Origin of the sequence: Pseudomonas putida (genome assembly GCF_001636055.1) — a bacterium.
Taxonomy (GTDB): Bacteria; Pseudomonadota; Gammaproteobacteria; order Pseudomonadales; family Pseudomonadaceae; genus Aquipseudomonas; species Aquipseudomonas machongensis.
Genome location: NZ_CP011789.1, coordinates 5,167,490 through 5,187,949 on the forward strand (window position 1 = coordinate 5,167,490; position 20,460 = coordinate 5,187,949).

Sequence of the window (20,460 nt, forward strand, 5' to 3'; positions counted from 1 at the left end):
GGGACAGGACGATGACGCCGAACAATTATCCCTGCGTCCCCGTGGGAGCGGACTTGCCCGCGAAGGGGCCAGCAGGCACACCTTCATCGCACGTCCCGGCCATTCGCGGGCAAGCCCGCTCCCACAGGGCTCTCGGGCTCTGCGTCCTGGCCATCACCCTGGCCGGCTGCGTCGGTTTGCCTGACCAGCGCCTGGCCAACGAGGCCCTGAAGCGCGGCGACACCGCCACCGCCGAGGCCAACTACAAGGCACTTGCCGACCTGGGCTACAGCGACGCACAGGTCGGCCTGGCCGATATCCAGGTTGGCACCCGCGACCCGGCCCAGCTCAAGCAGGCCGAAGCCACCTACCGCGCCGCAGCCGCTACCTCGCCACGTGCCCAGGCACGCCTGGGCCGCCTGCTGGTGGCCAAGCCCGACAGCACCCAGGCCGAACGCGAAGAGGCCGAAACCCTGCTCAAGCTCGCGGCCAGGCAAGGTGAGGGCAACACCCTGATCCCGCTGGCGATGCTCTACCTGCAATACCCGCAGAGCTTCCCGAACATCAACGCCCAGCAGCAGATCGACCAGTGGCGCGCCGCCGGCAACCCCGAGGCGGGCCTGGCCCAGGTGCTGCTGTACCGCACCCAAGGCACCTACGACCAGCACCTGGCCGAGGTGGAGAAGATCTGCAAGGCCGCGCTGAGCAGCACCGACATCTGCTACGTGGAGTTGGCCACCGTCTACCAGAAACGCGCCCAACCCGACCAGCAGGCCGCCCTGCTCGACCAGCTCAAGGCCGCCTATGCCCGCAATGCGGTGCCTGCCACACGGGTCGACAGCGTCGCCCGCGTGCTCGCCGACCGGAGCCTCGGCCAGACCGACGAGAAGACCGCCAAGGATCTGCTCGAACACGTCGCCCCGGCCAACCCGGCATCCTGGGTCAGCCTTGCGCAACTGCTTTACGACTTCCCCGAACTGGGCGACACCGACCAGTTGATGGCCTACATCGACAAGGGCCGCGAAGCCGAGCAGCCCCGCGCCGAACTGTTGCTGGGCCGCCTCTACTACGAAGGCAAGACCGTCCCGGCCGATGCCGTGAAGGCCGAGCAACACCTGCAGGCCGCCGCCGACGCCGGCGAAATCAGCGCCCACTACTACCTCGGCCAGCTCTACCGCCGCGGCTACCTGGGCCATGTCGAGCCGCAGAAAGCGGTGGACCACCTACTCAGTGCCGCCCGTGGCGGCCAGCTCAGTGCCGACTACGCCCTGGCCCAGCTCTACAGCGAAGGCCACGGCATCCGCCAGAACACCGGCAACGCCTGGGTATTCGCCCAGCTTGCCCAGGCCAACCCGACGCCGCAGTCCAGCGAACTGCTGCAGCAACTCGACCAGCAACTCACGCCCGACCAGCGCAGCCAGGCCCAGCGCCTGCTGGAGCAGGAGAAGAAGGCGCGTGCCGGGATGCTCCAGGCCAGCAACAGCCCGCTGGCCCTGGACGCCCTGCAAGACGAGAAAGACGTAGACGCCGAGGACTCGCTATGACGCTCAATCCCTTCGTGAAAGCCGGAATCGGCCTGAGCTTCGCCCTGCTGTGGTCGCTGCCGACCCTGGCCGCGGAAACCGCAGTGAAGAACTTCGGCCTGGACGTGAAGATCACCGGCCAGTCCGAGGACGACCGTGACCTGGGCACCCGCTCCGGCGGCGACGTCAACGGCCTGGGCCTGGACCTGCGTCCCTGGGTGTATGGCGAGCGCGGCAATTGGAGCGCCTTCGCCATGGGCCAGGCGGTGACTGCCACCGACATCATCGAGACCGACACCCTGCGCCAGAACGACGACGGCACCGCCGTCGACACCGGCGACGACAGCCGCAAGCCGGACAAGAGCTACCTGGCCCTGCGCGAATTCTGGATCGGCTACAGCGGCTTCACGCCCTACCCCGGCGAGCAACTGCGCTTCGGCCGCCAGCGCCTGCGCAGCGACGACGGCATGTGGCGCGACACCAACATCGAGGCGCTGAACTGGAGCTTCGACACCACCCTGCTCAAGGCCGACCTCGGTGTCGCCCAACGCTTCAGCGAATACCGCACCGACCTCACCGAGCTGGCCCCAGAAGACAAGGACCGCACGCACGTCTACGGCAACATCGCCACGCAGTGGACACCCGGCCACTGGGTCGGCCTGCGCGCCCACCATACCCATGACAGCGGCAGCCTGAAGAACCCCGGCGAGACCGTCGATGCCCTCGACAAGACCCGCACCGGCGACCTCACCTGGCTGGGCCTTGAGGCCAACAGCGACGCCTACAACTGGCGCAACGACCACACCGTCAACTACTGGGGCAGCGTTACCTGGCTGACCGGCAATCGCGACAGCCTCAGCAGCCAGCTGGTCGGCGAAGACCAGGTCGCCACCGGCAAACAGAGCGGCGACGTCAATGCCTGGGCCACCGACCTCGGTATCCGCCTGCGCCTCGACCCGCAGTGGCAGGTCGGCGCGGCCTACGCCCGTGGCAGCGGTGGTGGCGGCAGCGATGGCTCGAACAACTTCGAGCAGACCGGCCTTGAGAGCAACCGCTCCAACTTCACCGGCACCCGCTCGCGCGTGCACCGCTTCGGCGAGGCGTTCCGCGGCGAGCTGGGCAACCTGCAGGCCGCGACCCTGTTCGCCTCCTGGCAGCTGCGCGACGACTACGACGCAAGCTTCATCTACCACAAGTTCTGGCGCGTCGATGGCAACCAGAACATCGGCTCCAGCGGCATCAATGCGGTGGTCAACGACGATGGCATCAACCGTCCGCTGATCAACGGCGAGAAAGACCTGGGCCAAGAGATGGACGTGGTGGTCACCAAGTACTTCAAGCAGGGCCTGCTGCCCGCCTCGCTGAGCCAGTCGATCGACGAGCCGTCGGCCCTGGTACGCCTGCGCGCCGGTGTGTTCAAGCCCGGCGATGCCTATGGCAAGGAAGCGGACTCGTACATGCACCGCGCCTTCGTCGACGTGATCTGGCGCTTCTGAGGCCGGGAGAGGACCGTTATGAACCTGCACCCGAACCTCCGCCACAGCCTGCTCGCCAGCGCCCTGCTGCTGGCCAGCGGCATGGCCGCCGCCGCCCAGCCGGCGGTGATCGCCAAGGAGCTGCAACAGGCCAAGACCTACACCGTCGCCAGCGCGCCGATCGAGCCGCTGCAGATGGATCCGCCCAAGCTGCCCGACCTCTCCGGCTACACCGCGCAGGCCGTGCAACAGAAGATCGACCGCCGCCACAAGGGCAAGGTCAGCGTGCGCCGCATGCTCCAGGAAGAGTCGCTCAAGGAATTCATCGGCGGCGACAACAAGGCCGCCGAGTGGGTCCAGCGCCAGCACGGTATCCCCCAGGCGATCTTCGTCGATGACGGGCATGTCGACCTGGTCGAACTGAGCAAGAAGGTGCCCGCCCAGTACCTGCGCGAAACCGCGCCGGGCGTGTATCTGGCGCGCCTGCCGATCGTGGTCGGGCGCAAGGGCGTGCTGGAGATCGACGGCAAGGTCAAGGAGCTGCGCCTGTCCCAGGAGGGCGGCTCGTTCATCGTCAACGACGGCAAGCTGTTCGTCAGCGATACCCAGGTCACCGGCTGGCGCGAGCAGGCCAACGGCCCGGCGACTTTCCGCTCGCCCAAGGAATTCCGCCCGTTCCTGCTCAGCTGGGGCGGCACCGAGACGTACATCGTCAACAGCAAGATGGCCAGCTTCGGCTATGCCAAGTCCAAGTCGTATGGCGTGAGCATCTCGCAGTACACGCCGAACATGGCCAAGCAGATGGGCCGCCCTGAACCGACCGGCTGGATCATCGGCTCGGAGTTCAGCGACATGTGGTACGGCTTCTACTGCTACGAGACCAGCGACTTCGTGGTCAAGGACTCGACCTACCGCGACAACATCGTCTACGGCATCGACCCGCACGACCGCTCGCACCGCCTGATCATTGCCGGCAACACCGTGTACGGCACCAAGAAGAAGCACGGGATCATCGTCTCGCGCGAGGTCAACGACAGCTGGATCATCAACAACAAGAGTTACGACAACAAGCTCTCGGGCGTGGTGATCGACCGTAACAGCGTCAACAACCTGATCGCCTACAACGAGATCTACCGCAACCACACCGACGGCATCACCCTCTACGAGAGCGGCGACAACCTGATCTGGGGCAACAAGCTGATCAACAACCGTCGCCACGGCATCCGCGTACGCAACAGCGTGAACATCCGCCTGTACGAAAACATCGCCATGGCCAACGGCCTGGTCGGGGTGTACGGGCATATCAAGGACCTCTCCGACACCGACCGCGACATCGCCCTCGACCCGTTCGACACCAAGGTGTCGCTGATCGTGGTTGGCGGCGAGCTGGCGGCCAACGGTTCCGGGCCCTTGTCGATCGACTCGCCGCTGTCGGTGGAGCTGTACAAGGTCTCCATGCTCGCCCCGCGCAAGTCCAGCGGCATCAGCCTCAACGGCGTGCTCGGCGAGCGCCAGGACGAAATCCTCGACCTGCTGGTACGCCAGCAGAAGGCCGTGCTGATCGACCCGGTCGAACGCCAGACCGAAATGATCGATTAAGGAAGCCCAGACCATGACCCCACACCTGATGAAACTGCTCGGCCTGTCCGCCGCCCTCCTGGCCATCAGCCAGGGCGTGCGCGCCGAGGACGTGCAGCCACCGAGCTTCAGCGCCGAGCCGTGCTGCCAGCTGTGCCCCGAGGCCCACGACGCCAGCCGCTACACCACTCGCTACCAGCAGAACTTCACCACCCTGGTGCAGGCCCAGGGCGACTGGCTGTTCCGTACCCGCGAAGACCTGCGCACCGAATTCGACACCACGCCCGGCGGCTACAAGCGCCTGCAGCAGGTGCACGATGCGTTCAAGAAACGCGGCGTGGAGCTGGTGGTGGTCTACCAGCCGACCCGTGGCCTGGTAAACCGTAACATGCTCAAGCCCGAGGAGAAAGCTGCCTTCGACTACCAGAAAGCCCTGCACAACTACCAGGCGATGCTGCAGCGCTTCGCCCGGATGGGCTACAACGTGCCCGACCTCTCGCCCCTGACCAACGAGCAGCTCGCCGCCGCCGACCAGGGCAAGGACTTCTACTTCCGCGGCGACCAGCACTGGACGCCCTACGGCGCCGAGCGCGCGGCGAAGATCGTGGCCGACACCGTGCACAAGATGCCGGCTTTCGAGGGTATTCCACGCAAGGAATTCGAAACCCGGAAATCCGGACGCATGGGCAAGACCGGCACCCTGCACAACGTCGCCGGACAACTGTGCGGCACCAGCTATGCGGTGCAGTACATGGACCAGTTCGCTACCGAACCCAAGGGTGGCGCCAGCGGCGGCGACGACCTGTTCGGCGATTCAGGCAACGCGCAGATCACCCTGGTCGGCACCAGCCACAGTGGCAAGAACTACAACTTCTCGGGCTTTCTGGAACAGTACATCGGCGCCGACGTACTCAACGTCGCCTTCCCCGGCGGTGGCCTGGAAGGCTCGATGATCCAGTACCTGGGCAGCGAGGAGTTCCACAAGAACCCGCCGAAGATCCTGATCTGGGAATTCTCGCCGCTGTACCGCCTGGACCAGGAAACCATCTGGCGGCAGATCCTCGGCCTGCTCGACGATGGCTGCGATGGCCGCCCGGCGCAAATGAGCGCCAGCACCACACTCAAGCCGGGCAAGAACGAGCTGATGGTCAACGGCAAGGGTGGCGTGATCAAGGACCTGGTCAACCGCAATCACCAGCTCGACATCCGTTTCGAGGACACCTCGGTCAAGGTGCTGCAGGCCACCCTCTGGTACCTGAACGGGCGCCACGAGGACATCAAGATCGAAAAACCCGAGACCTCCGACACCGACGGACGCTTCGTCTTCCAGATGCGCGAGGACGAAGACTGGGCCAGCCAGAACCTGCTGGCCCTGGAAGTCCAGGGCCCGGAAAACGGCACCCAGAAAGTCGAGGCCAAGCTCTGCAAACGCAACAACTTCGCCGGCAGCGCGCGCAACACCGCGCAAGCCGGCCAGTGAGGCGAACATGACGACATTGAAGCGAACCTTCAGCCCCGCCCTGCTCGCGCTGGCCTTGTTCGGCGGTGCCGCGCAGGCTGCGCTGGTGCCCCCGCAGGGTTACTACGAGGGCATCGAGAAACTCAAGACCAGCGACGGCAACTTCACTTGCGAAGCCGCGCCCAAGCCCTACACCGGCGCGCTGCAGTTTCGCAGCAAGTACGAGGGTTCGGACAAGGCTCGGGCAACGCTCAACGTCGCCTCTGAAAAAGCCTTCCGCGACTCCACCGCCGACATCACCACCCTGGAGAAGGGCGTCAGCAAGATGGTCGGCCAGTACATGCGCGACGGTCGCCCGGCCCAGCTCGATTGCGTGCTGACCTGGCTCGGCACCTGGGCGCGCGCCGATGCGCTGGAGTCCACCGATTTCAACCACACCGGCAAGTCCATGCGCAAATGGGCGCTGGGCAGCATGAGCGGCTCGTGGCTGCGCTTGAAGTTCTCCAACTCCCAGCCACTGGCCGCGCATCAGGCCGAGGCCGAGCTGATCGAGAAGTGGCTCGCCAAGCTGGCGACACAGACCGTGCGCGACTGGAGCGACCTGCCGCTGGAGAAGATCAACAACCATAGCTACTGGGCGGCCTGGTCGGTGATGGCCACGGCAGTGGCCACCGACCGGCGCGACCTGTTCGACTGGGCAGTGAAGGAGTTCAAGGTCGGCGCCAACCAGATCGACGACCAAGGCTTCCTGCCCAACGAGATCAAACGTCGCCAGCGCGCGCTGGCCTACCACAACTACGCCCTGCCGCCGCTGGCGATGATCGCCAGCTTCGCCCAGGTCAATGGCGTGGACCTGCGCAAGGAAAACAACTTCGCCCTGCAGCGTCTGGGCGAAGGCGTGCTGGCCGGTGCCCGCGATCCGGTGCACTTCGCCGAGCGCGCCGGGGTCAAGCAGGACCTCAAGGACCTCAAGGTCGACAGCAAGTACGCCTGGCTCGAACCCTGGTGCGCGCTGTACCAGTGCGTCGGCGACACCCTCAAGCGCAAGCACGACATGCAGCCGTTCAACAGCTTCCGCATGGGCGGCGACATGACCCGGGTCTACGACCCGAGCGCTGAAAGCAAAAAATGAAGTGACCCCTGTGGGAGCGGGCTTGTCCCGCGATTGCGTCCGACTGGACAACACCGGCGAATCGACTGACGCAATCGCGGGACAAGCCCGCTCCCACAGGGACCAAGGTGATCCCCCGCATTTCCGTGGGGGGTTTGGGGGGCGCTGTGCCCCGGATGCTGTGAACAAAAAGGAGAACCGGGATGGTCTTCTCGTCCAACGTGTTCCTGTTCCTGTTCTTGCCGGTTTTCCTCGGCTTGTACTACCTGAGCGGGAACCGCTATCGCAACCTGCTGTTGCTGGTGGCCAGCTACATCTTCTACGCCTGGTGGCGGGTAGACTTCCTGGCGCTGTTCGCAGGCGTCACCCTGTGGAATTACTGGATCGGTCTGAAAGTCGGCGCTGCCGGCGTGCGCACCAAGCCGGCCCAGCGCTGGCTGCTGCTGGGCGTGGGCGTGGACCTGGCGATCCTCGGCTACTTCAAGTACGCCAACTTCGGCGTCGACAGCCTCAACGCGATCATCAGCTCGTTCGGCCTTGAGCCGTTCATCCTCACCCACGTGCTGCTGCCGATCGGTATCTCGTTCTACATCTTCGAGTCGATCAGCTACATCATCGACGTGTACCGCGGCGACACCCCGGCCACGCGCAACCTGATCGACTTCGCCGCGTTCGTGGCGATCTTCCCGCACCTGATCGCCGGCCCCGTGCTGCGCTTCAAGGACTTGGTCGATCAGTTCAACAACCGCACCCACACCCTGGACAAGTTCTCCGAAGGCTGCACCCGCTTCATGCAGGGCTTCATCAAGAAAGTGTTCATCGCCGACACCCTGGCGGTGGTCGCCGACCACTGCTTCGCCCTGCAGAACCCCACCACCGGCGATGCCTGGCTGGGCGCGCTGGCCTACACCGCGCAGCTGTACTTCGACTTCTCCGGCTACAGCGACATGGCCATCGGCCTGGGCCTGATGATGGGCTTTCGCTTCATGGAGAACTTCAAGCAGCCCTACATCAGCCAGTCGATCACCGAGTTCTGGCGGCGCTGGCACATCAGCCTGTCGACCTGGCTGCGCGACTACCTGTACATCACCCTGGGCGGCAACCGCGGCGGCACCTTCGCCACCTACCGCAACCTGTTCCTGACCATGCTGCTGGGCGGCCTGTGGCACGGCGCCAACTTCACCTACATCATCTGGGGCGCCTGGCACGGCATGTGGCTGGCGATCGAACGCGCGCTGGGCATCGACACCAACCCGCAGCGCTTCAACCCGATCAAATGGGCCTTCACCTTCCTGCTGGTGGTCGTCGGCTGGGTGATCTTCCGCGCCGAAAACCTCGAAGTGGCCGGCCGCATGTACGGCGCCATGTTCAGCTTCGGCCAGTGGCAGCTGTCGGAACTCAACCGCGCCCAACTCACCGGCCTGCAGGTGGCCACGCTGATCGTCGCCTACCTGACCCTGGCGTTCTTCGGCCTGCGCGACTTCTACCGCAACGCAACGCCACCGGCCGCCCCGCGCATTCCGGCGCAAGTACATGGCGACGGCACGCTGAGCCTGGACTGGACCCGGGTCATGACCCGCGCACTGGTGCTGCTGCTGTTCGTGGCCTCGATCCTCAAGCTTTCGGCGCAGAGCTACTCGCCGTTCCTGTACTTCCAGTTCTGAGGTGGATGACATGAACCGCACACTTCGCATCACCTATTCGCTGTCGTTCCTCGGTCTGCTGGTAGGCCTGGGCGCCTGGTCGGTCGGGGGCCTGGAGAGCTTCAACCGTACCGGGCAGATGACCCTGCTCGACGGCAAGCTGGCCAAGGCCGCCGAAACCCACTACGACGAACAGTTCCCGATCAAGCGCCTGGGCACCAACCTCTGGGCCGCACTGGACTTCAAGCTGTTCAACGAAGGCCGCCCCGGCGTGGTGCTGGGCCGCGACCAGTGGCTGTTCAGCGATGAGGAATTCAACCCCACCGCCAACGCCGACCAACTGATGCAGGACAACCTGGCGTTGATCCGCGGCGTGCGCGACACCCTGCAGCGCCAGAACATCGAGCTGGTGCTGGCGATCGTGCCGGCCAAGGCACGGGTCTATGCCGAGTACCTGGGCAAGGAGACGCCCGCCAGCCTGCACGGCGAGCTGTTCAACCAGTTCCACGCCCAGGCGCGCCAGGCCAACGTGTTCGCCCCCGACCTGCTCGCCCCACTGGAGCAGGCCAAGGCCCGTGGCCAGGTATTCCTGCGCACCGACACGCACTGGACGCCAATGGGCGCCGAAGTGGTTGCCCAGTCCATCGCCGAAGGCGTGAAGCGCCAGCAACTGCTCGACGGCCAACCCCAGGCCTACATCACCGAGGCGGGCAAGACTGCGCCATACAAAGGCGACCTGACCAACTTCCTGCCGCTCGACCCGCTGTTCAGCAACCTGCTGCCAACCCCGGACAACCTGCAGCAGCGCACCACCCGCCCGGCGCAAGCCGAGGGCGACGACGGCGATGCGCTGTTCGCCGACAGCGCCATCCCGGTGGCACTGGTGGGCACCAGCTACAGCGCCAACCCGCACTGGAACTTCCTCGGGGCCCTGCAACAGGCGCTGCACAGCGACGTCGCCAACTATGCCGAGGACGGCCACGGCCCGCTGCTGCCGATGCTCAAGTACCTGCAGAGCGACGCCTTCAAGAATGCCCCGCCACAGGTCGTGGTGTGGGAGTTCCCCGAGCGCTATCTGCCAATGAAGAACGACCTCAGCAGCTTCGATCCGCAGTGGATCGCGCAACTGAAGAACACCCGTAAATCCGAAGAAAACCTGGCCCTTTCGTCCAACCGGACGGACCACTGAAAGAGAGGAACACGCACATGACTCACAAGCCATCCATCGCCAAAGCCCTCACCCTCGCGGCCGGCCTTTCCCTGGCATCGCTGCAGGCCTTCGCCGGCGCCGACGCCGCACTCTATGGCCCTAGCGCCCCGAAAGGCTCGACCTTCGTGCGCCTGTACAACGCAAGCTCCGCGCCCACCGCGGCCTCGGTCGGCAATACCCAGATCAAGCAGGTCGGTGCCCAGGCCAGCAGCGATTTCAGCTTCCTGCCTGGCGGCGACTACACCGCCCAGGTCGGCGGCAAGAGCGTGCCGGTCAAGCTGGCCTCGGACAAGTACTACACCCTAGTCAACAACAACGGCGGCAACCCGCAACTGATCGAGGAGCCGCCGTTCAAGAACAAGCAGAAAGCGCTGGTGCGCGTGCAGAACCTCAGCGACCAGTCGCTGACCCTCAAGACCGCCGACGGCAAGACCGAAGTGGTCAAGCCGGTGGCCGCCAAGGGTCGCGGCGAGCGCGAAATCAATCCGGTCAAGGTCAACCTGGCCCTGTTCGACGGCAACAAGAAAGTCAGCGACGTCAAACCCGTCGCCCTGGAGCGCGGCGAAGCGGCCGTGCTGTATGTCACCGGTTCCGGCAACAGCTTGTCGCCGGTGTGGGTAACTCGCCCCGTGGCTAGCAACTGATCCCCCTGCCTCTAAACGACTATTGGAGAAACATGATGATCCCGGTAATTCTTTCTGGTGGTAGCGGTTCGCGTCTGTGGCCTCTGTCGCGCAAGCAGTTCCCCAAGCAGTTCCTGGCGTTGACCGGCGAACACACCCTGTTCCAGCAGACCCTCCAGCGCCTGGTGTTCGAGGGCATGGATACCCCCATCGTGGTCTGCAACAAGGACCACAAGTTCATCGTCCAGGAGCAGTTGGCGGGCCTGAAGCTCGAAACCCAGGCCATTCTCATGGAGCCCTTCGGGCGCAACACCGCGCCAGCGGTGGCAATGGCCGCCATGAAACTGGTCAACGAGGGCCGCGACGAGCTGATGCTGGTGCTGCCCGCCGACCACGTGATCGAGGACCAGAAAGCCCTGCAACGCGCCCTGGCCCTGGCCACCGTGGCGGCCGAGCGCGGCGAGATGGTGCTGTTCGGCGTGCCGGCGACCAAACCCGAGACCGGCTACGGCTACATCCGCTCCAGCCAGGACGCCCTGCTGCCAGAGGGTGTGGCGCGGGTCGCGCAGTTCGTCGAAAAGCCCGATGAGAAACGCGCCAACGAGTTCGTCCGCGCTGGCGGTTACTTCTGGAACAGCGGCATGTTCCTGTTCCGCGCCAGCCGCTTCCTCGAAGAGCTGAAAAAGCACGACCCGGACATCTACGACACCTGCCTGCTGGCCCTGGAGCGCAGCGACGAAGAGGCCGACGTGCTGAGCATCGACGAAGCCACCTTCGCCTGCTGCCCGGACAACTCCATCGACTACGCGGTGATGGAAAAGACCCAGCGCGCCTGCGTGGTGCAGTTGTCGGCCGGCTGGAGCGACGTGGGCTGCTGGTCGTCGCTGTGGGATGTGCACGAGAAGGACGACAACGGCAACGTCACCAAGGGCGATGTGGTGGTGCAGGACAGCCACAACTGCATGATCCACGGTAACGGCAAGCTGGTATCGGTGATCGGCCTTGAGAACATCGTCGTGGTCGAGACCAAGGACGCAATGATGATTGCCCACAAGGACAAGGTCCAGGGCGTCAAGCAACTGGTCAACACCCTCGACCAGCAAGGCCGCAGCGAGACCCAGAACCACCTCGAGGTGTACCGTCCGTGGGGCTCCTACGACTCGGTGGACATGGGTGGACGCTTCCAGGTCAAGCACATCACCGTCAAACCAGGCGCCAGCCTGTCGCTGCAGATGCACCACCACCGCGCCGAGCACTGGATCGTGGTCAGCGGCACCGCCGAGGTGACCTGCGACGAGAACGTGTTCCTGCTCACCGAGAACCAGTCGACCTACATCCCGATTGCCTCGGTGCACCGCCTGCGCAATCCGGGCAAGATCCCGCTGGAGATCATCGAAGTGCAGTCCGGGAGCTACCTGGGCGAGGATGATATCGAGCGCTTCGAGGATGTGTACGGGCGTACTTCCACGCCGGTGGAGCGTGGGGTTTCGGTGAAGACCATCGCGCAGTAACGGCAGCGCTTTCATCGCGGAACAAGTCGCAGCGGCGGTTCGCCGCTGCGACGTGTTCCGCGATGGCGTTTTTGAGCCATGCGTCATTTCCCGCTACGATGATCGAACCGCCCAACCAAGGCCTGCACCCTCATGATCATCGGCGCCTTTCTCATCCTCACCTGGCTGGTCCTGCTGCTGCGCTACCCGGCCAAGGCCCTGCCGATTTCCATGGCCGCCGTGTGCGGCCTGGGTCTGGTTGCGTTGTTCGTGGTCTGGCAGGACAGCCGCGAAGCCTCGCAACTGGCCCGTCTCGATCTGCGCCTGAGTTATGCGCCCGATCAATGCCCCGCCGACCGCGCCCTGCAAGTACGAATGAAGAACGGCAACAAGGTGCCGCTCACCGAGCTGCGCTGGCGGGTTGCCGCCTACACCCCGGGCGATACGGTCAACCTTGCCGAAAACACCTATGCCGCGCCGCGCTATCGTGGGCCCGGTGAGCTGCAGCCGGGTGCCGAATGGACAGACTGCCTGCCATTGCCACCGCTGCGCTCTGGCTATCGTGCGCAGACCCTGGAGTTTCGTGCCGAGCACCTGCAGGGTACATTTGCCAATTGACCGGGCGACCGCGTCGAGCTTTTCGCGGGCTTGCCCGCGAAGAGGCCGGTGCAGACGCTGTACATCTCACCTGACAGCAGACCCTGACCATGCCCACCGTTCTTATCACCGGTTGTTCCAGCGGCATCGGCCGCGCCCTGGCCGATACCTTCCGCGATGCCGGCCACCAGGTCTGGGCCACCGCCCGCAAGCCTGAAGATGTCGAGCGCCTCGCCGCCGCTGGCTTCAGCGCCCGGCAGTTGGACGTCAACGACCCGCAGGCCCTGACACTGCTGGCCGAGCAGTTGCCAGAACTCGACATCCTGATCAACAACGCCGGCTACGGCGCCATGGGCCCGCTGCTCGACGGCGGCGTCGAAGCCCTGCAGCGCCAGTTCGAAACCAATGTCTTCTCGCTGGTCGGCGTAACCCGCGCCCTGTTCCCGCTGCTGCGCCGCTCCAAAGGCCTGGTGGTGAACATCGGCAGCGTGTCCGGAGTCCTGGTCACGCCCTTCGCCGGGGCCTACTGTGCCTCGAAGGCCGCCGTGCATGCGCTGAGCGACGCCCTGCGCCTGGAGCTGGCACCGTTCGGGATCCGGGTGATGGAAGTGCAGCCCGGGGCGATCGCTTCGCAGTTCGCCAGCAATGCACAGCACGAAGCCGAGCAGGTACTGGTAGCGGATTCGCCGTGGTGGCCGTTGCGCGAGCAGGTGCAGGCCAGGGCTCGCGCCTCGCAGGACAGGCCGACCCCAGCGGCGACCTTTGCCCAGGGATTGCTGGCAGCCACACGCAAGACGCCGACACCGGCGCTGGTGAGGCTGGGCAATGGCAGCACCGCCTTGCCGTTGATGGCACGGCTGCTGCCGCAGCGGTTGCTGGACAAGGTGTTGCGCAAGCGCTTCGGGTTGTTGCGGCCGCTTTGAAGCGGTAGTGGACTCTTCGCGGGCAAGCCCGCTCCCACAAGTACAGAATCGGTGCTGTCCATCCTGTGGGGGGGGCTCGCCCGCGAAGAATCCACCACCCATCTCAAACCTTGTCGAACGCCTGCCAGCCGCCCCCAAGCGCCTTGTACAGCCCCACCAGCGCCTGCGATACGGCCGCCGAGCTGTCGATCCACTGCTCTTGGCTGGCCAACAGTGCCGACTGCACGGTCAGCACGTTGAGAAAGTCCACCGCCCCTTCCACGTACTGCCGCTGCGCCGTTTCCAGGGCAATGCGGTTCTGCCGCACCGCCTCGGCCAAATGGTCACGGCGCAGTTGGCTGGCGTTGTACAAGCGCAGCACATCGTCGATCTCGTGCCAGGCACCCAGCACCACCTTGCGGTAGTTCAGCGCCGCCTCCTGCTGCTGCGCCTCACGCAACTGGAGCGTGCCTTTCAGGCGGCCGCCTTCGAAGATCGGCAACGACAACTGCGGCCCGAAGGCGAAGCGCCGCGAATCCCAGTTGCCGAAATCAGCCAGCTGCATCGATTGGAAGCCGGCACTCCCGGACAAGCGGATGCTGGGATAGAAATCCGCCTTGGCCACGCCGATGCTCGCGGTGGCGGCATGCAGGCGGGCTTCTGCCTGGCGGATATCCGGGCGGCGCTCGGCCAGTTGCGAAGGCACGCCGATGGCGAACTTCTGCTCCGGCGCCGGCAACGCGCCAGCGTCCAGCAACGTGGTCTGCAGGCTGCGCGGCGGCTCGGCCGCCAGCAGGCTCAGGGCATTGATCAGGTCATCGCGACGCGCCTGCAAGGTTGGCAGGCGCGCTTCGATGGACGCCACCTGGGCATTGGCCTGGGCCACGTCGAGGCGAGTGGCGACACCCTCGGCCTGGCGGTCCTCGGACAGCTTCAGGCTGTGTCGGGCAACCTTCAGGTTATCCTCGGTGACCTGCAGGGTATGCTGCACCGCGCGCAACTGGATGTAGTCACCCGCAGTCTCGGCGAGCAGCGCCAGCAGCACGCCATTGCGGTCATTCTCGGCCACCTCGACACTGGCATCGGCCGCCTCGACCTGGCGCCGTACCCGCCCCCAGAAGTCCAGCTCCCAACCCGCTACAAGATCGCCCTGCCACAAGTTGAAGGCCGACTTGCCCGCCTTGCCAGACGGGTCGCTCAGCCCTTCGGCGCTGTTGCGCGCACGGCTGTAGCCAGCGTTGACATCCACCGACGGCAGCTCGTCGGCTGCGACGGTACTGCGCAGCGCCCGGCTCTGCAGCAGGCGTGCGCTGGCGATCTGCAGATCGAGGTTGCGCGCCGCGACCTGCTCGATCAGCGCACTCAGGCGCGGGTCATGAAAGCTGTCCCACCAGCGCAGTTGCAGCGGCTCTGCCACAGGCTGGCTCGCCGCCTGCTCGCCCTCCAGGGCGTTCCACTGCTGCGGGGCCTGGCTGTCGGGGCGCTGGAAATCCGGGCCGAGGGTGCAGCCGGCCAACAGCGCGGCGAGCAGCACTGTGGAAGCGGCTGCCGCAATCGCTGGATGGGCTTTCATCGCGCAGTCACCTCTTTGCCAGCCAGGGTGTCGCCCTGGGTATCGATGGTCGCCTCCACCGACATGCCCACACGAAGACGCTCGAGCAAAGGCTGCCCATCATCGAAGACGATCCTCACCGGAATCCGCTGCACCACCTTGGTGAAGTTGCCGGTCGCGTTGTCCGGCTTCACCGCGGCGAAGGTGACGCCGGTGGCCGGCGCGATGCTCTCGACATGCCCGTGCAGGGTCTCGCCGGAGAAGGTATCGACACTGATGCGCACCGGCTGGCCGGGCTGCACATGGGTCAGTTGGGTTTCCTGGAAGTTGCCGACCACATAGGCCTGTTGCAGTGGCACCACCGACAGCAGCCGCGCGCCTGGATTGACGTAGGCGCCAACACGCAGCGCGCGTTCGCCGACCATGCCGTCCACCGGCGCGGTGATGCGGGTGTAGGAGAGGTCCAGCTCGGCTTTTTCCACGCCGGCTTCGGCGCGCTTGAGTTGGCCATCGGCACTGGCGACCTGGGCTTGGAGGATGTCCACCTGCTTGCGCGTGGCCACCAGTGCCGCCTGGGTGTTGGCCAGCCGCGCGCGGGCCTGGTCGACGCGGCTGCGCGCCTGCTGGGCGTTCTGCACAGTGCCGGCGCCCTGCTCGGCCAGGCGGCTGTAGCGCGTCACTTCATGGTCGGCGAAACCGGCCTCGGCCTGCGCCGCCTTCACTGCGGCCTCGGCCTGGGCGATCAGCGCCGCCTGGCGCTCGAGGGTGGCGCGGGCATCGATGGCCTGCGCCTTGGCCACCAGCAGTTGGGCCTGGGCGGCATCCAGTGCGGCCTGGTAGTCGCGGGCGTCGATGGTCGCCAGCAACTGGCCGGCCTTGACCTGCTGGTTGTCCTCGACCAGCACCTGCTTGATGAAGCCTGCTACCTTCGGCGCGACCACGGTGTAGTCGGCGGTGACGTAGGCGTCGTTGGTGCTCTGGCGGTGGTCGCTGCCGAACATCCAGGGGCCGACGATGGCGGCGAGGACGGCCACGGCGAGTACCGAGCCGATGAAAACTGTCTTGCGTGCTTGGGTCATGTCATTTGTCTCGAACTACAGGGTCAGGCCACCGCACGGGGCGGATAGACCCGGGTAGGCACAAAGGGAATCAGGCAGATCAGGGCCACGGCGATGCAGGCCATCACCAGGTAAAGGTCGGCCGAGGTCAGTACCAGGGCCTGTTCGTGAAGGCGCCTGGCCAGGTTCGCCGCGCCATCGTCCAGCAGTGGCGCATTGCCCAGGCTGTCGACCAGATGGTTGGAATGAAAATGCCTGCGCAGGGTGCCCAGGGCATCGAGCAGGCCGGTGGCGATCACTGCCGCCAGGCCCTTCACGGTGTTGAACCAGGCGGACGCGAACGGGCCTTCCTGCGGGGTCATGCCGTTGGTCGAAAGCATCAGCAGTGGCAGCACCGCCATCGGCTGGCCGAACACCTGCAACAGGTAGTACGGGTAGAAATCACCGCGGATCCATTCGCTGGTGAGCAGGCTGCTGCCCACGCACGAGGCCGCCAGCATCGCCAGCCCGCTCGCCAGTACCCAGCGGCAGTCCACCGCGCGGATATTGCACAGCGCTGCGGTGAGCGGCAGCGCGATCAGTTGCGGCATGGCCACCAGCATCATCAGCGGGCTGGTCTGCGCCGGACGATACCCCTGGATCTGCGCCAGGTACGCCGAAGGAATGCTACCTACGCCGGAAAGTACGACCAGCACGCCGGCCAAGGTCACCAGGGCGAAGCTCAGGTTGCGCCGCGACAGCATGCGCAACTGGAAGAACGGCAAGGGCTCGGACCATTCGTTGTACATGAACAGCACCAGCAACAGCAGGCCACCGCCCAGCAGCCAGCAGATCAAGGGCGAATCGAACCAGCCCCAACGATCGCCCAGCGACAGGCCCAGCACGATACTGCTGATGGCCGGCAACCCCAGCAGCACGCCACGCCAGTCGAACTGCCGGAAGCGCTCCAGGCGCAGCGGGTCCTCCGGCAGGCCCCAACCGACGCAGAAGATCGCCAGTGCCGAGGGCAGGATGATCTGCCAGAACGTCCACTGCCAGCCGACATATTCGGTCCACAGGCCCGCCAGTGGCGTGCCGAGGTTGGGCCCGAACGTGGCAGTCAGGGCGTAGCAGGCCAGGCCATAGACCTTGATGTTCGGCGGCAGGAAGCGCAGCGCCACGCTCATCAGCATCGGCGGCAATGCCCCCGAGGCAAAGCCCTGGAGCACCCGCAGCAGCATCAGGCTATGCAGGTTGGGGGCCAAGGGCTGGACCAGGCCCAGCACGGCGAACAGGCCAATGGCTGTCATGGTGAAGCGGCGCAGCGAGAAGGTGGTGGCCAGCCAAGGTGCGAAGGCCATGGCCGAAACCGATGCAGCGGCATACACCGCCACCAGCCAGGCGCCCTCGTCGGCGCCGATGCCCATGGCGCCGCGGATATCGGCCAGGGAAATCTTCGTCACCGCCTCGTTGAGCCCGGCGCAAAGCACCGCAAGCAACACACCGAACAACCCCACCACCACGCGCAGGCCGAATGGCGTCTGCGCGGGCGCAGCAGCCACCGGGGCGGCAGCGAGTGCAGCGGCGGGTGCGCTCAGGGAACTCATTTCTAGACATCTCCAGCAACATTTTTCAGCTGTGGGAAGTCTAGGGGTGGGGAATGCTTACGAAAACTGACTTGTTGGCAGTTTTATATTGCGCCAGACGCAATCCGCTTTCGGTGGTGGCCTTTTCGCGGGCAAGCCCGCTCCTACAGGTAAATCATTGCTCTTGAAAACAGTGCAGGTCTCAAGGCTCGGCACTGCAACACGCCTTCAGCGTGCGCCGCAGCCACCGATGCGCCGGGTCATTGTCGAAGCGTGGATGCCAGGCCTGCATCACCCGCACCTTCTCCAACTCCACCGGAATCTCGAAGGAGCGCAGCGGCAGCCCGAACTTCAGCACATTGCCGAGGATATTCGCCGGCATCGGCAGGATGAGGTCGGAATCCGGCAGGGAGAACATCGCCGAGTGGAAGCTCGGGGTGATCAGCGACACTCGCCGCTGCAATTTGTAGTTGCTCAGCTCCACGTCGATCGGCCCATTGGCCCGCCCGCGCCGCGACACGCTGATCTGTGGATAGCGGGCAAAGCGCTCGGGGGTGATCGGCGCGTCGAAGATCGGATGGTCGTCCCGCGCCAGGCCCACGAAGTGTGTATCGAACAGATGCTGCACCTTGATCTCCGGCCCCAGTTCGATGCTCGAACTCACCACCAGGTCGATCTGCCCGTGGCGCAGCACGAGGTCGTCATCGCCATGGGCTTCCGGCACGAAACGCAGCACCGTGCGCGGTGCCTCGGCCAGCATCATGTGCAGCAGGCGCGCGCCATACAGCGCGACGAACAGGTCGTTGGTGCGGATGTTGAAAGCGCGCTCCAGGTTCGGCAGGTCGACGTCCTCGCCGCTGTTGAACACCAGCCCGGCCTGCTCGACCAGCGCCCGCACCTGGTCACGCAGGGCCAGCGCGCGGGGTGTCGGCACCAGGCCGCGCCCGGCGCGCACCAGAATCGGGTCGCCCAGCGCGTCGCGGATGCGCCCCAGTGTGCGGCTCATCGCCGCTGGGCTCAGGTTCATGCGCTGCGCAGCGCCCACCACACTGCCCTCGTCGAGCAGGGCATCGAGGGCGACAAGCAGGTTCATGTCCGGGAGTTGCATGGCCGGTTTCCGTGGCGAGTGTGGGAAACGCGATGGTAGCAGGTCGCACGATTGCGTCTGGTGCAATGACGCCGTGCGTGGGGGGCCATTTATCCAGGTTGGGGGAAGGTTCGAGAATGGTGTCGATCTTTTCGCGGGCAAGCCCGCTCCCACAAGGATTTAGCTGGCTGTCAAATTTGAACCTGACAGTTGCTCTCACATGGCAACCAGTGGGAGCGGGCTTGCCCGCGAAAAGATCGACACCGCTCACCCGCCCTGACACAAGGCCCCGCCAATGCCCATCCTCATCGCCATCGACGCCTCCCCCGCCAGCGCCCCCCTGATCGACCTCGCCCGCCGCTACTGCCGCCCCGGCGAACATCCATTGCAGGTACTGCTGGCCATCGACCCGACCTTCGCCGTGCACGAGCGCCCGGCGTCCTATACCGAGCAGGAACTGGAGGAATACCCCGCCGCCTGCGAGGAGCAGCAACTGGCCGAACGCGCCCTGCAACAAGCCGTGGCCACGCTGCGCGAAGCGGGTTTCCAATGCCAGGGTTGCATGGTCGCTGCGCAACCGGTCGAGGCCATCGTCGACAAGACCCGGGAACTCGGCTGCGAGCTGATCATCATGGGCCACCGGCACCTGTCGCGCCTCGGCAGGCTGCTGGACCCGTCGATCAGCAGCAAGGTGATCGACCGGGTACAGGTACCAGTGCTGGTCTGCCCGGCAGGCGAGTGACCCTCACGCCCCGCCCGGCCTGACCACCACCGTGCAGGTCGTGCCAGCGGCCAGCAGGTAGCCTTCGGGCACTTCATCGATATGAATCCGCACCGGCACCCGCTGCGCCAGGCGCACCCAGTTGAAGGTCGGGTTCACATCGGCGACCAGCTCGCGGCTCTGCGGGTTGTCACGGTCATAGATGCCGCGGGCAATGCTCTCGACATGCCCCTTGAGCAACTCGCCGCTCATCATCTGCAGCTCGGCCTGGTCCCCCACCTTCACATGCGGCAGCTTGGTCTCCTCGAAGAAGCCGTACACCCAGAACGAGTGCTCGTCCACCACCGCCATCACCGCCTCGCCGGTGCGGGCGTAATCGCCCTTGTGGATGTTCAGGTTGGTGACGTAGCCGTCGACCGTGGCGACGATCTCGGTGCGCTTGAGGTTCAGCTCGGCCGCTGCCAGTTGTGCCTGGGCCTGCTGATAGTCGGCCAGGGCGGCGTTGGCGATATTGCTGGCGTCGTCGCGGTTCTCCTTGGAGATGACCAGGTTGTCCAGGTCGGCACGGCGCCGTGCGTTGACCTTGCGCATCTCCCAGGTGGACTTGCGCGAAGCGACCAGCGCCCGGGCCTGCTCCACGGCCAGGCGATAGTGCTCGGGGTCGATGCGGATCAGCACATCGCCCTTCTTCACCTGCTGGTTGTCACGCACCGGCACGTCCACCACATAGCCCGGCACATCGGCCGCGACGTTGATGATGTCGGCGCGCACGCGACCGTCGCGGGTCCAGGGCGTGGTCATGTAGTGCAGCCACAACTGGCGGCCGATCACCACGGCAGCGGTCAGCACCAGCAGGGTGGCGAGGAGGCTGAAGAACTTTTTCATCG

General features: G+C 65.4%; 17 protein-coding genes. 12 read left to right on the top strand and 5 right to left on the bottom strand.

The features are described from left to right. Nucleotides 1-11: 11 nt before the first annotated feature. The 11 genes from algK (at nucleotide 12) to AB688_RS23305 (ending at nucleotide 13,611) form a co-directional block, all read left to right on the top strand. Complete coding sequence (gene algK, locus AB688_RS23255; RefSeq protein WP_081255310.1) at nucleotides 12-1,523, top strand: alginate biosynthesis TPR repeat lipoprotein AlgK; 1,512 nt, start codon at nucleotides 12-14, stop codon at nucleotides 1,521-1,523. Next, the gene (locus AB688_RS23260) at nucleotides 1,520-2,998 is read left to right on the top strand and encodes an alginate export family protein (protein WP_063546035.1); all 1,479 of its coding nucleotides are present in this window, start codon (nucleotides 1,520-1,522) and stop codon (nucleotides 2,996-2,998) included. The genes algK and AB688_RS23260 overlap by 4 nt, the downstream gene beginning before the upstream one ends. An 18-nt stretch (nucleotides 2,999-3,016) precedes the next feature. Beyond that, on the top strand, nucleotides 3,017-4,576 hold the full coding sequence (gene algG / locus AB688_RS23265; RefSeq protein ID WP_054894914.1) for a mannuronan 5-epimerase AlgG: 1,560 nt from the start codon (nucleotides 3,017-3,019) through the stop codon (nucleotides 4,574-4,576). Nucleotides 4,577-4,589: 13 nt separating this feature from the next. Next, the gene (locus AB688_RS23270) at nucleotides 4,590-6,035 is read left to right on the top strand and encodes an alginate O-acetyltransferase (RefSeq protein WP_063546036.1); all 1,446 of its coding nucleotides are present in this window, start codon (nucleotides 4,590-4,592) and stop codon (nucleotides 6,033-6,035) included. A 7-nt stretch (nucleotides 6,036-6,042) separates the two neighbouring features. Continuing rightward, complete coding sequence (locus AB688_RS23275; RefSeq protein WP_063546037.1) at nucleotides 6,043-7,146, top strand: mannuronate-specific alginate lyase; 1,104 nt, start codon at nucleotides 6,043-6,045, stop codon at nucleotides 7,144-7,146. Between the two features lie 182 nt (nucleotides 7,147-7,328). Beyond that, on the top strand, nucleotides 7,329-8,789 hold the full coding sequence (locus AB688_RS23280; protein ID WP_063546038.1) for an MBOAT family O-acyltransferase: 1,461 nt from the start codon (nucleotides 7,329-7,331) through the stop codon (nucleotides 8,787-8,789). Nucleotides 8,790-8,799: 10 nt separating this feature from the next. Further along, nucleotides 8,800-9,957 (top strand): alginate O-acetyltransferase, encoded by a 1,158-nt coding sequence (locus tag AB688_RS23285; protein ID WP_063546039.1) that lies wholly within the window; start codon nucleotides 8,800-8,802, stop codon nucleotides 9,955-9,957. A gap of 17 nt (nucleotides 9,958-9,974) precedes the next feature. Then, nucleotides 9,975-10,622 carry an alginate O-acetyltransferase AlgF gene (locus AB688_RS23290; RefSeq protein WP_054894909.1) on the top strand — a complete coding sequence of 216 codons (648 nt, stop codon included), beginning with the start codon at nucleotides 9,975-9,977 and terminating at the stop codon, nucleotides 10,620-10,622. A 35-nt stretch (nucleotides 10,623-10,657) separates the two neighbouring features. Then, nucleotides 10,658-12,112, top strand: a complete 1,455-nt coding sequence (locus AB688_RS23295; protein WP_063546040.1) for a mannose-1-phosphate guanylyltransferase/mannose-6-phosphate isomerase — start codon at nucleotides 10,658-10,660, stop codon at nucleotides 12,110-12,112. A gap of 132 nt (nucleotides 12,113-12,244) precedes the next feature. Further along, nucleotides 12,245-12,709, top strand: coding sequence for a hypothetical protein (locus AB688_RS23300; RefSeq protein WP_063546041.1), 465 nt, complete (start codon nucleotides 12,245-12,247; stop codon nucleotides 12,707-12,709). 89 nt (nucleotides 12,710-12,798) lie between these two features. After that, complete coding sequence (locus AB688_RS23305) at nucleotides 12,799-13,611, top strand: SDR family oxidoreductase (RefSeq protein ID WP_063546042.1); 813 nt, start codon at nucleotides 12,799-12,801, stop codon at nucleotides 13,609-13,611. A 103-nt stretch (nucleotides 13,612-13,714) separates the two neighbouring features. Here AB688_RS23305 and AB688_RS23310 read toward each other — a convergent pair whose 3' ends face one another. The 4 genes from AB688_RS23310 to AB688_RS23325 all read right to left on the bottom strand — a co-directional run bounded on the left by AB688_RS23310 (nucleotide 13,715) and on the right by AB688_RS23325 (nucleotide 18,873). Continuing rightward, the gene (locus AB688_RS23310) at nucleotides 13,715-15,163 is read right to left on the bottom strand and encodes an efflux transporter outer membrane subunit (RefSeq protein ID WP_063546043.1); all 1,449 of its coding nucleotides are present in this window, start codon (nucleotides 15,161-15,163) and stop codon (nucleotides 13,715-13,717) included. Next, entirely contained in the window at nucleotides 15,160-16,221 is a 1,062-nt protein-coding gene (locus AB688_RS23315) for an HlyD family secretion protein (protein ID WP_063546044.1), read from the bottom strand. Before AB688_RS23315 ends, AB688_RS23310 begins: the two co-directional genes overlap by 4 nt. Nucleotides 16,222-16,244: 23 nt before the next feature. Beyond that, on the bottom strand, nucleotides 16,245-17,786 hold the full coding sequence (locus AB688_RS23320; RefSeq protein ID WP_063546045.1) for an MFS transporter: 1,542 nt from the start codon (nucleotides 17,784-17,786) through the stop codon (nucleotides 16,245-16,247). A 181-nt stretch (nucleotides 17,787-17,967) separates the two neighbouring features. Beyond that, nucleotides 17,968-18,873, bottom strand: a complete 906-nt coding sequence (locus tag AB688_RS23325) for a LysR family transcriptional regulator (protein ID WP_063546046.1) — start codon at nucleotides 18,871-18,873, stop codon at nucleotides 17,968-17,970. A gap of 274 nt (nucleotides 18,874-19,147) precedes the next feature. Here AB688_RS23325 and AB688_RS23330 point away from each other — a divergent pair, with 274 nt between their 5' ends. After that, the gene (locus tag AB688_RS23330) at nucleotides 19,148-19,594 is read left to right on the top strand and encodes a universal stress protein (RefSeq protein WP_054894901.1); all 447 of its coding nucleotides are present in this window, start codon (nucleotides 19,148-19,150) and stop codon (nucleotides 19,592-19,594) included. A gap of 3 nt (nucleotides 19,595-19,597) precedes the next feature. On the opposite strand, the gene AB688_RS23335 is transcribed toward AB688_RS23330, so the two are convergent. Beyond that, entirely contained in the window at nucleotides 19,598-20,458 is an 861-nt protein-coding gene (locus AB688_RS23335; RefSeq protein WP_063546047.1) for an HlyD family secretion protein, read from the bottom strand. Between the last annotated feature and the right edge of the window lie 2 nt (nucleotides 20,459-20,460).

Coding starts and splice junctions, on each gene's coding strand:
- algK (WP_081255310.1), top strand. CDS start 12: ATGACGCCGAACAATTATCCCTGCGTCCCCGTGGGAGCGGACTTGCCC.
- AB688_RS23260 (WP_063546035.1), top strand. CDS start 1,520: ATGACGCTCAATCCCTTCGTGAAAGCCGGAATCGGCCTGAGCTTCGCC.
- algG (WP_054894914.1), top strand. CDS start 3,017: ATGAACCTGCACCCGAACCTCCGCCACAGCCTGCTCGCCAGCGCCCTG.
- AB688_RS23270 (WP_063546036.1), top strand. CDS start 4,590: ATGACCCCACACCTGATGAAACTGCTCGGCCTGTCCGCCGCCCTCCTG.
- AB688_RS23275 (WP_063546037.1), top strand. CDS start 6,043: ATGACGACATTGAAGCGAACCTTCAGCCCCGCCCTGCTCGCGCTGGCC.
- AB688_RS23280 (WP_063546038.1), top strand. CDS start 7,329: ATGGTCTTCTCGTCCAACGTGTTCCTGTTCCTGTTCTTGCCGGTTTTC.
- AB688_RS23285 (WP_063546039.1), top strand. CDS start 8,800: ATGAACCGCACACTTCGCATCACCTATTCGCTGTCGTTCCTCGGTCTG.
- AB688_RS23290 (WP_054894909.1), top strand. CDS start 9,975: ATGACTCACAAGCCATCCATCGCCAAAGCCCTCACCCTCGCGGCCGGC.
- AB688_RS23295 (WP_063546040.1), top strand. CDS start 10,658: ATGATCCCGGTAATTCTTTCTGGTGGTAGCGGTTCGCGTCTGTGGCCT.
- AB688_RS23300 (WP_063546041.1), top strand. CDS start 12,245: ATGATCATCGGCGCCTTTCTCATCCTCACCTGGCTGGTCCTGCTGCTG.
- AB688_RS23305 (WP_063546042.1), top strand. CDS start 12,799: ATGCCCACCGTTCTTATCACCGGTTGTTCCAGCGGCATCGGCCGCGCC.
- AB688_RS23310 (WP_063546043.1), bottom strand. CDS start 15,163: ATGAAAGCCCATCCAGCGATTGCGGCAGCCGCTTCCACAGTGCTGCTC.
- AB688_RS23315 (WP_063546044.1), bottom strand. CDS start 16,221: ATGACCCAAGCACGCAAGACAGTTTTCATCGGCTCGGTACTCGCCGTG.
- AB688_RS23320 (WP_063546045.1), bottom strand. CDS start 17,786: ATGAGTTCCCTGAGCGCACCCGCCGCTGCACTCGCTGCCGCCCCGGTG.
- AB688_RS23325 (WP_063546046.1), bottom strand. CDS start 18,873: ATGCAACTCCCGGACATGAACCTGCTTGTCGCCCTCGATGCCCTGCTC.
- AB688_RS23330 (WP_054894901.1), top strand. CDS start 19,148: ATGCCCATCCTCATCGCCATCGACGCCTCCCCCGCCAGCGCCCCCCTG.
- AB688_RS23335 (WP_063546047.1), bottom strand. CDS start 20,458: ATGAAAAAGTTCTTCAGCCTCCTCGCCACCCTGCTGGTGCTGACCGCT.